The organism is Desulfofundulus thermosubterraneus DSM 16057 (genome assembly GCF_900142025.1).
Classification (GTDB): Bacteria; Bacillota; Desulfotomaculia; order Desulfotomaculales; family Desulfovirgulaceae; genus Desulfofundulus; species Desulfofundulus thermosubterraneus.
This window is the reverse complement of sequence record NZ_FQZM01000070.1, coordinates 1-8006: the sequence shown is the minus strand read 5'-3', so window position 1 is coordinate 8006 and position 8006 is coordinate 1. Positions and strand designations below refer to the sequence as shown.

The following is an 8006-nucleotide window of genomic DNA, read 5'->3' as shown; positions in this document are numbered from 1 at the left end:
AACAACCGGAGTGAGCGGTCGATCAAACCCTTTGTCATTGGCCGCAAGAACTGGTTGTTTGCCAATACTCCGCGGGGTGCACGGGCCAGCGCTATTACTTACAGCATCATAGAAACGGCAAAGGAGAATGGGTTGAATCCTTTCCAATACCTCAGCTATCTTTTTGAAAGACTTCCCAATCTGGACCCCACAGACGGTAACGCCCTGGATCAGTTACTCCCCTGGTCCGATTCGTTACCCCCTGCCTGCAGGGCCAGTAAATAAGCTGGATTTTGTCCCCACCTGATTGCAAGGTGGGGTTTATTTTACGCTTACATATTTGGCAATGATTCATAACATGAACCTCATTTGCAGTGAGTGCTGGGCTATTTGCATCCTCTGTTGGTGGCGCTTGCGCTTGATACGTCAAGGGTGTCAACAAATTAAACGTCTATCGTTTTCCCCGGCCATTCCTGCCGTTTTTCGTAATATTGCACGGCTCGCCTGCCCATGGCCACGGCCAAGAAATAATTCACCCCGCCAGCAAGCAGTAAGCCTAATAGTGGAATAATGCGCACCAGGCTCGAACGGGCGGTTGACCGCACCCCCAATGAGAGAAACGTGCGTTCCATCAGGGCAGTGAAGGCTTCCTTGGAGAGCTGATTAACGGCGGCCCGGGAAAGACTGTTTCCCGCGCTCCCTATCCCTGCGGCAAAAACGAAGGCCCAAAAGGCTTCCCGCCGGTAACGGTAACCGGTAAGGTCATTGTTGTAAATGGCGGCTACTTCGAGGACCATGCGGCCCAGCAGGTAGGTAAGCAGGGTTACGTCAAGAGCTACTCCTCCCAGTACAGCCATCAATGTACCCAGGCCGGGTACTACTGCCGGTAGGGCAGTGAGCATTCCTGCCAGCGCACATTGCCGGGCCCTCTCCTGAATGATTTTGATGGCCAATTCCCGGAAAGACAAGCCAGGAAAGGTTTCCTTTAGCTTTTTTATTTTTTGCTCAATTTCCTCGGCTTGGGGTGATGTAAAAGGATTAAATCCCGGCACGGCCGTTGCCTCCCTTCTTTAGCTTCAGTATGACATACCCGCCAACTCTGGTCAAGAAACTTAACCTTGGGCAGTGATACGGCGCTAGGCCTTCAACCGAAAGTAAAAAACACACCCGCCCGGAAACGACATTCCGGGCGGGTGTGGGCGTGGAAGGGGTTATTTGTTTTCTCCTCCTCCACCAACCCTTGCTCCCCTGAGCTCAGCGTTGGTCAGGTAGGAACTGACAGCAACAAGAATGCCTAAAATGATATCATTCCACATGGCATTGACTACGTTAGAATAGCCCAGTACAAAGGGAGCAATGATCAACCAGATGCCAAAGACGATTCCCAGCCAGCCGTATCTGTTCACCGGATTTCACCTCCCACATGATTGGAAATGTTGCATTCAGTGTTATTTTAACCATTACCAATTTTTTTAAACATATAGTCCGTTTAAGAATAATATAAAATTTTAACTAGAATTAGCTATTTTATGAAGGAAAAGGTAATGTATGGTAGAATAAAAATAGTGGTAATCTTTGCCAGGAGGTTGATGAAATTGCTACAACGCTATTACGAGCTGGTAGAAGAGTTAAGTGCGCTGGAACAAAACACTATTGCCGATCTATCCATTGAAGAAATTGTGCGGTATCTGGAATTGCGCAGGGAGCAGGAGGAATTGGCGGAGGACCTGGGGGAACTGATTGCAGGGGCCCTGCAGCACCTGCAGGATTTAGCCAACAGAGTAGAGGAAGAACTGGTTGATTTACCCGGTATAATGGAAAGTGCTAAAGGCCAGGGAGGATTCCAGGAGGGCTTTCTCACTAGATTAGCCGCTGTTGTCGGGGCACTGGAGGCAGACATGGAAAGGATTCTCTCCGATTGCCGCCAGCTGCGCTACGAGCTCTTATGGGGTGAAGACAGGGAGATCAATAGTGAAGCCGGACTTCCGGGGGAACAAATGCAAGATAACTTTTCCGCCGGTCTTGAGGAGGACAGGCAGGGTAGCGAAAAGGTGCGGGAAGTAGGGCAGAAACAGGAGAAGGTCCTGGAGGAGGTGGCCTGTGCCCTGGAACTGGCTGAAACCAGGGAAGAACCTCCATCTGGCAAATCGGGACAGAGCAACCAGGAGCACACGGACGGGAAGGCCGGTAGTAAAAACGATAAATCAACTCCCATCTCTCCGGAAACGCTCAAAAAACTGGAGACGGTTATGCGCCCCAAGGAAGCACTGGAAGTGGAACCTGTAATGGTGGAGGGTCAGGCCGGTTTTGCCATATTAAAGGTAGCCTCTTCCGGTGAGGGGAAATCTCGCCACGGGAAGTCCCATAAAGAGCGACACCGCCGTTAGTTTTACGGCGGCGTAGTTAGGCTGCTATGATGGGCACTCCACGGCAGGAGGCCGTGCGGGTGCTCAACTATCTTTTTCCGGGATCTGATCAATGGGCCGTAAGAAAGTAACATTATTTCTTCGACCGGGTCTTTTTACCGGCAGTTCCTCCTCAGTTATTTCCAGGTAAAAAACCTTTTCCGGGTAGCAGAGTACGGTTACCACGCCCCGCTCCGGTTCGGTTAGCCAGATCCCTTTAAATTCCAGCATTTCTCCCATTAAATCTACATTTACTTTGCGCGGCCCTTCTAATACTTCCAGTTCCCATCCCTGAATACTCACCACAATAGTCTTTTGTGGGTGAGTTATTTCCATATACGGACAACCTCCTTCATTAGGTGGCCACTCAAAACGGCCCATCCATGAGTATATCATATCCCACATGAATGGTAAAATTTTTTCATAGAAAAGGGCCTCTGTCCGGCAGACAGAGGCCCGGAAGATATCAGGGTTATTGCATTTGCTGTAAACGACGCACCCTTTCCGCAATGGGTGGGTGGGTGCTAAAGAGACGGGCGAAAGACTCGGCTGTCAGCGGGTTAACAATAAAAAGGTGAGAGGTAGCCGGGTTAACCTGCATAGGAATATGCTGGGCGGCCCGTTCCAGCTTGAGCAATGCGTTGGCTAGGCCGTGGGGAGAACCTGCCAAACGAGCGCCGGTGGCATCGGCTTCAAACTCCCGGGCGCGGGAGATGGCCAGCTGAATGAGGGTGGCCGCCAGGGGGGCCAGAATAATCATGAGCAGGGTACCTACCAGGCTCAGGGGATTGCCTGCCTCCTCGTCATCCCGGCCGGCGCCAAAGATTAGCCCCCACTGCAGGGCATTGGCAATCATAGTAATCGCCCCGGCCAGAGCAGCGGCAATGGTGCCCACCAGCACGTCCCGGTTTTTAATGTGGGCAATTTCATGGGCCAAAACGCCTTCTACTTCCGAACGGTTAAGAAGTTGCATCAATCCGTCGGTTACCGCCACCGCCGCATTGGCTGGGTTCCTACCGGTCGCAAAGGCATTGGGTTGAGGTGAAGGAGTGCGATACACCCGGGGCATGGGAATCCCCGCCCGCTGGGCGAGATTGCGAATCATGGCATACAGTTCCGGCGCTTCATGTTCGGCCAGGGGTTGGGATCCGGTCATGGCGATGGCAATTCTATCGCTGAAATAGTAACCGAAAAAGTTCATACCCAGGGCGATAAGAAAGAACAAGAAAGCCCCCGAACTACCGGCCACTGCATTACCAATTAACACCAGCAAAACGGTTAGCAGCCCCATTAATAACCAGGCCCTGAAGTTGTTCATTACGCGGACCTCCTTTCAAAAATAAGCCGGCTATCGCAAGGCATATGAACAATCCCGCGAAGTCGGCAAGTAGGAAGCAAAAATCCTTTTAAAACAACCTCCCGCATTTAACGGAAGGAATTTTTACACATGGGTATGATCCCTCCTTCACGAGTATACCTACTAAACCATCCCTCGATGCATAAATAATCCTCTGTTCGCCATTTGATATTTTTATTATCCCAAACTAATTATATTATAATTAAATCCTGCGGGCAAGGGGAAAAGTGGTATATAGGACAGTGGCAACTTTCCGTGATGCTCATCCTTTCTATAACCTTCAATTGAGATGACCACTGTAAACCATATGCCGGTTCACCAACAACACAAAAACCGATGCCATTGACAAGATTACATCCGCTGTGCTAAGATATGCTTGCAGCACTTGCCGGAGTGGCGGAACAGGCAGACGCACGGGACTTAAAATCCCGGGGGTGTTATGCACCCGTACCGGTTCAAGTCCGGTCTCCGGCACCATTGGATAGATGAGTGCACCCATTTGGGTGCATTATTTTTTAGCCGGTGGGGCTTTAACTACAAGTAAAAGTGATGACAACATCATGGCGCAGCAATATTTTTGCCGGGTTTGGCAAAGCGGCCAGTCTATTTTCACAGGTTTCCGTTATTATTGCTTGCCGCAACCGTTCTGGTATACGCCTACGGGATAAGATTTTGAGAGGACATACCTAAGTGCTCCGGCATATTGACTATGCCGGCTTTTAACTTCAACAGGAGGGCGACCAAGCCAATTTTCCATTGACAGGGGTGTTCAACAGACTTATAATAACCCTTAGAACATATGTTTGTAAGAATGTTTTCATAAAATGTGTTTACGATTATCTTTTAGCTTCACCGTTGAATAGATTGGACTAAGCCGTCATAAAACCTTTAAGGGGACAGGGAAGTTTCCCTGGGGGGCAAGGGTGACCAGCCTGGCCACCCTTTACGCGAGTATGGTCAAAAGGGAGGTGGCTTCCCGCTCCCAGTTGAGCCGGGTGAATCCTATGGTGATCGTTTTGGATCTCGGGCATGGTGGTCAGGATCCCGGGGCGGTTGGTTTTGGCCTGGAAGAAAAAGACGTGGTTTTAACCCTGGGGCGTCAGGTCCTGTCCTTTTTAGAGGATTACCAGGTAAAAGTTATTCCCACCCGCACCAGTGATGTTTATGTTTCCCTGGATGCCCGGGCGGACCTGGCCAACCAGCACAAGGCTGATTTCTTTTGTTCCCTGCATGTTAACTCAGGCGGAGGGAGCGGTTTTGAAAGTTATATTCATCCCGCAGCCTCCCAGGAAAGCCAATCAATAGCAGCTACGCTACATCGTGAAGTGGTCAAATTTTACCTTGGGCGGGGTTTCCCCGACCGGGGTTTGAAGAGGGCCAATTTTGCCGTCTTAAGGAAGACAAAGATGCCAGCTGTACTTCTGGAAAATCTTTTTATAGATAATCCCCGGGATGCCGCCTATCTTGCCGATGCGGTATTTTTGCGGGACCTGGCATTTGCCATCACAGGGGGTCTTGCACGGGCCCTGGGTTTGAAAAAACGCACCGGTTGGGATCCTGGTGAGGAAATTAAACGTTTGAAGGAGCGCGGCCTTATTACCGGTGACCATGCCCCCAATGCGGCCGTAACGTGGGGTGAACTGGCAACGGTTTTGAACCGCCTGCTGGACCGCATTGAAAAGTAAAGGAAATATTCCGAAAGGGATATGAGAGGCGTGCCACAGATAAGGTGAAGTTCATTGAGGGGTAGGGGGTAATCCTGGCCTCTTAGGAAAAAATATGCTAAACTTATGTAGAGAAAATACTAACGAGGCGAGGGATTGTGGAATGGACGAAACAAAATGCACGAGTTGTAAGGACAAGGATACCGGGCGGTGCAACACAGGACAATGTACCGGTTCTCCCTTCTTGCCCCAAAACGAAGCCAGTGATATTAGAAAGGTTATTGCCGTAATGAGCGGAAAAGGAGGGGTGGGCAAATCATCGGTCAGCGCCCTGTTGGCCGTAGCCATGGCCCGCCGGGGTTATAAGGTTGGCATCCTGGATGCGGATATTACCGGTCCCAGTATTCCTAAAATTTTCGGATTGGTTGACCGCCCCGAACAGTTCAAGAACTATATTTTACCGGTGAAAACGTCGTTGGGTATTCAAGTTATGTCATTGAACCTTTTCCTGCCTCAAGAGGACGATCCCGTAATCTGGCGCGGTCCTATCCTCGCCAGTGCGGTAAAACAATTTTGGAGCGATGTAGCTTGGGGCGAGCTGGATTACTTAATTGTGGACATGCCTCCGGGTACCGGGGACGTTCCCCTGACAGTAATGCAATCGCTACCCTTAAATGGACTGGTGGCAGTCTCTTCTCCCCAAGATCTCGCCATGATGGTGGTAAGCAAAACCATCAAAATGGCCCGGCAGGCCTGTATTCCCATCTTGGGACTGGTGGAGAACATGAGTTATATCGCATGTCCCCATTGTGGCGAAAAAATTCAACCCTTTGGTAACGGTAGTGTAAAAGAGGCGGCTAGTAAAACAGGGTTGCCTTTGCTGGCCGTTTTGCCCGTGGATCCGGAATTGGCAAAATTAGCCGATGCCGGGCGTATTGAGGACTATGAGGGAACATCTCTTAAAAATATCGAACCACTGGTGGAGGTAGTCGAAAATCAAAAAACTCCGGCCTGACCGGAGTTTTTCCTTATACACTACAACCCGAGCAGCAATTTCTTATTTTTATTCGGAAATAACCCAAATACAAGGTTTTTAATCTCTGAACCCTGTTGTCTCTTGTTCCTTAAATAGATTATCATAATAATGTTGATGGCGAAAGGAGTGTGAAAGTGCGTGCAAAACTGGAAGCGGACCCTGGCCTTTGTTGCGCTGGCGGCCTTTGTGGCCGGTATAATGTTTGCTGGTGGTTGTTTGTTGGTTAACGATGTCAAGCCGCAAAAAGATGGGATACCTCCGGTCAATAACGTGGCTAACGCTATGCCTGGTGTCGGTCCCGGTACGGTGGCTGATATTGTTTCCCAGGCAGGGCCGGCCGTGGTGAAAATCGATACGGTGAAGATCCGGAATAGTGGGCGGGTGGATCCTTTCTTTGACGATCCTTTCTTCCGGCAATTTTTTGGCGGACCCTTTGGGTTTCAATCCCAGCCCCGGGAGGAACGGGGTATTGGCTCCGGCTTTATTATGTCCCAGGACGGCTACATTCTTACCAACGAGCACGTAATTGATGGCGCCCAGAAGATAACCGTAACTATCCAGGGATTCGATCAGCCCCTGCCAGCCAGGGTAGTCGGTGCTGACTACGACCTGGACCTGGCCGTGTTAAAAGTTGATGCCGGCAAGACCCTGCCCACTTTGAAGATGGGGGATTCTAATAAAATCCGTGTGGGAGACTGGGTGATCGCCATTGGCAATCCCTTCGGGTTGGATCACACAGTAACGGTAGGGGTGATCAGTGCCAAAGGCCGGCCGGTTACGGTAGAAAACAGGCGTTACAAAAATCTTTTGCAAACCGATGCCTCCATTAACCCGGGTAACAGCGGCGGCCCGCTCTTGAATCTCAATGGTGAAGTGGTGGGCATTAACACTGCTGTAGCCCAGGCCCAGGGTATTGGCTTTGCTATTCCCACTAGCACAGTCAAGGAGGTTTTAAACCAGCTCCTCCAGGGTAATGGAAAGGGGCGTCCCTGGCTAGGCGTACAGATGCAGCCCGTAACTGAAGAAATTGCTGCCTATCTGGAACTGCCGGCGGCAGCAGGAGCGCTGGTGGTAGGTGTTATCCCGGGCAGCCCGGCCGATAACGCAGGATTGGTGCAGGGGGATGTGATCTTGCAGGTGGATAACCAGAAGGTTGGAAACCCCGATGATTTGGTGCGTATCATCCAGAAGAGCAAGGTGGGCCAGCGGTTGGTGCTGCAAATCTACCGTAACGGCCGGGCTCGCTATGTCCCCTTAATCCTCGCCGAAAAACCCCCACAATTGCGCTGAAAAATACCCCTTCCTTTAGGAAGGGGTATTTTTTTCGTGTGCGCCCGGCATGGGCGTTAACTTGGTGGTGAAAGTCCACTGCAGGCGAGGCAGCACGAGTCTGCTAGCCAAAGGCAAGGGTGTCCATCGCGAGGTGGAATCCGAAGGAAGCCGGAGGCAAAACCACGGCCCGATGAACAAGAACCCCATAAGAGGCTAAGCCGTTCGGATGAGCTGGCGTGACACAGCGAAATCCCAGGCTGCCAAGGGACGGCGGAGTATATGGGGCGGGCACG

Annotated in this window: 9 protein-coding genes and 1 tRNA gene; 6 read left to right on the top strand and 4 right to left on the bottom strand. The window is 50.9% G+C overall.

Annotation, left to right across the window (positions count from 1 at the left end; translation table 11 throughout):
* Nucleotides 1–264: transposase domain-containing protein (locus BUA65_RS16965; RefSeq protein WP_131821551.1), on the top strand; the 264-nt coding region annotated here is incomplete at its 5' end.
* 158 nt (nucleotides 265–422) lie between these two features.
* Here BUA65_RS16965 and BUA65_RS16960 read toward each other — a convergent pair.
* Both BUA65_RS16960 and BUA65_RS16955 read right to left on the bottom strand, forming a co-directional pair.
* Nucleotides 423–1031, bottom strand: coding sequence for an EcsC family protein (locus BUA65_RS16960; RefSeq protein ID WP_072871501.1), 609 nt, complete (start codon nucleotides 1029–1031; stop codon nucleotides 423–425).
* A 159-nt stretch (nucleotides 1032–1190) separates the two neighbouring features.
* The gene (locus BUA65_RS16955; protein ID WP_072871498.1) at nucleotides 1191–1385 is read right to left on the bottom strand and encodes an SPW repeat protein; all 195 of its coding nucleotides are present in this window, start codon (nucleotides 1383–1385) and stop codon (nucleotides 1191–1193) included.
* 138 nt (nucleotides 1386–1523) lie between these two features.
* Here BUA65_RS16955 and BUA65_RS16950 point away from each other — a divergent pair, with 138 nt between their 5' ends.
* Entirely contained in the window at nucleotides 1524–2366 is an 843-nt protein-coding gene (locus tag BUA65_RS16950; RefSeq protein WP_131821550.1) for a hypothetical protein, read from the top strand.
* 63 nt (nucleotides 2367–2429) lie between these two features.
* On the opposite strand, the gene BUA65_RS16945 is transcribed toward BUA65_RS16950, so the two are convergent.
* Nucleotides 2430–2720 (bottom strand): hypothetical protein, encoded by a 291-nt coding sequence (locus tag BUA65_RS16945; RefSeq protein ID WP_072871493.1) that lies wholly within the window; start codon nucleotides 2718–2720, stop codon nucleotides 2430–2432.
* A gap of 136 nt (nucleotides 2721–2856) precedes the next feature.
* A complete protein-coding gene (locus BUA65_RS16940; RefSeq protein WP_072871491.1) occupies nucleotides 2857–3702 on the bottom strand; it encodes a zinc metalloprotease HtpX in 846 nt (281 codons plus the stop codon).
* Between the two features lie 426 nt (nucleotides 3703–4128).
* Between BUA65_RS16940 and BUA65_RS16935 the strand changes: the two genes are divergently transcribed.
* The 4 genes from BUA65_RS16935 (at nucleotide 4129) to BUA65_RS16920 (ending at nucleotide 7731) form a co-directional block, all read left to right on the top strand.
* Nucleotides 4129–4218, top strand: a tRNA-Leu gene (locus BUA65_RS16935).
* A 446-nt stretch (nucleotides 4219–4664) separates the two neighbouring features.
* Nucleotides 4665–5426 carry an N-acetylmuramoyl-L-alanine amidase gene (locus BUA65_RS16930; RefSeq protein ID WP_242656384.1) on the top strand — a complete coding sequence of 254 codons (762 nt, stop codon included), beginning with the start codon at nucleotides 4665–4667 and terminating at the stop codon, nucleotides 5424–5426.
* Between the two features lie 142 nt (nucleotides 5427–5568).
* Entirely contained in the window at nucleotides 5569–6420 is an 852-nt protein-coding gene (locus tag BUA65_RS16925; protein ID WP_072871488.1) for an Mrp/NBP35 family ATP-binding protein, read from the top strand.
* Between the two features lie 159 nt (nucleotides 6421–6579).
* Nucleotides 6580–7731 (top strand): S1C family serine protease, encoded by a 1152-nt coding sequence (locus BUA65_RS16920; protein WP_207543932.1) that lies wholly within the window; start codon nucleotides 6580–6582, stop codon nucleotides 7729–7731.
* Nucleotides 7732–8006: the final 275 nt, after the last annotated feature.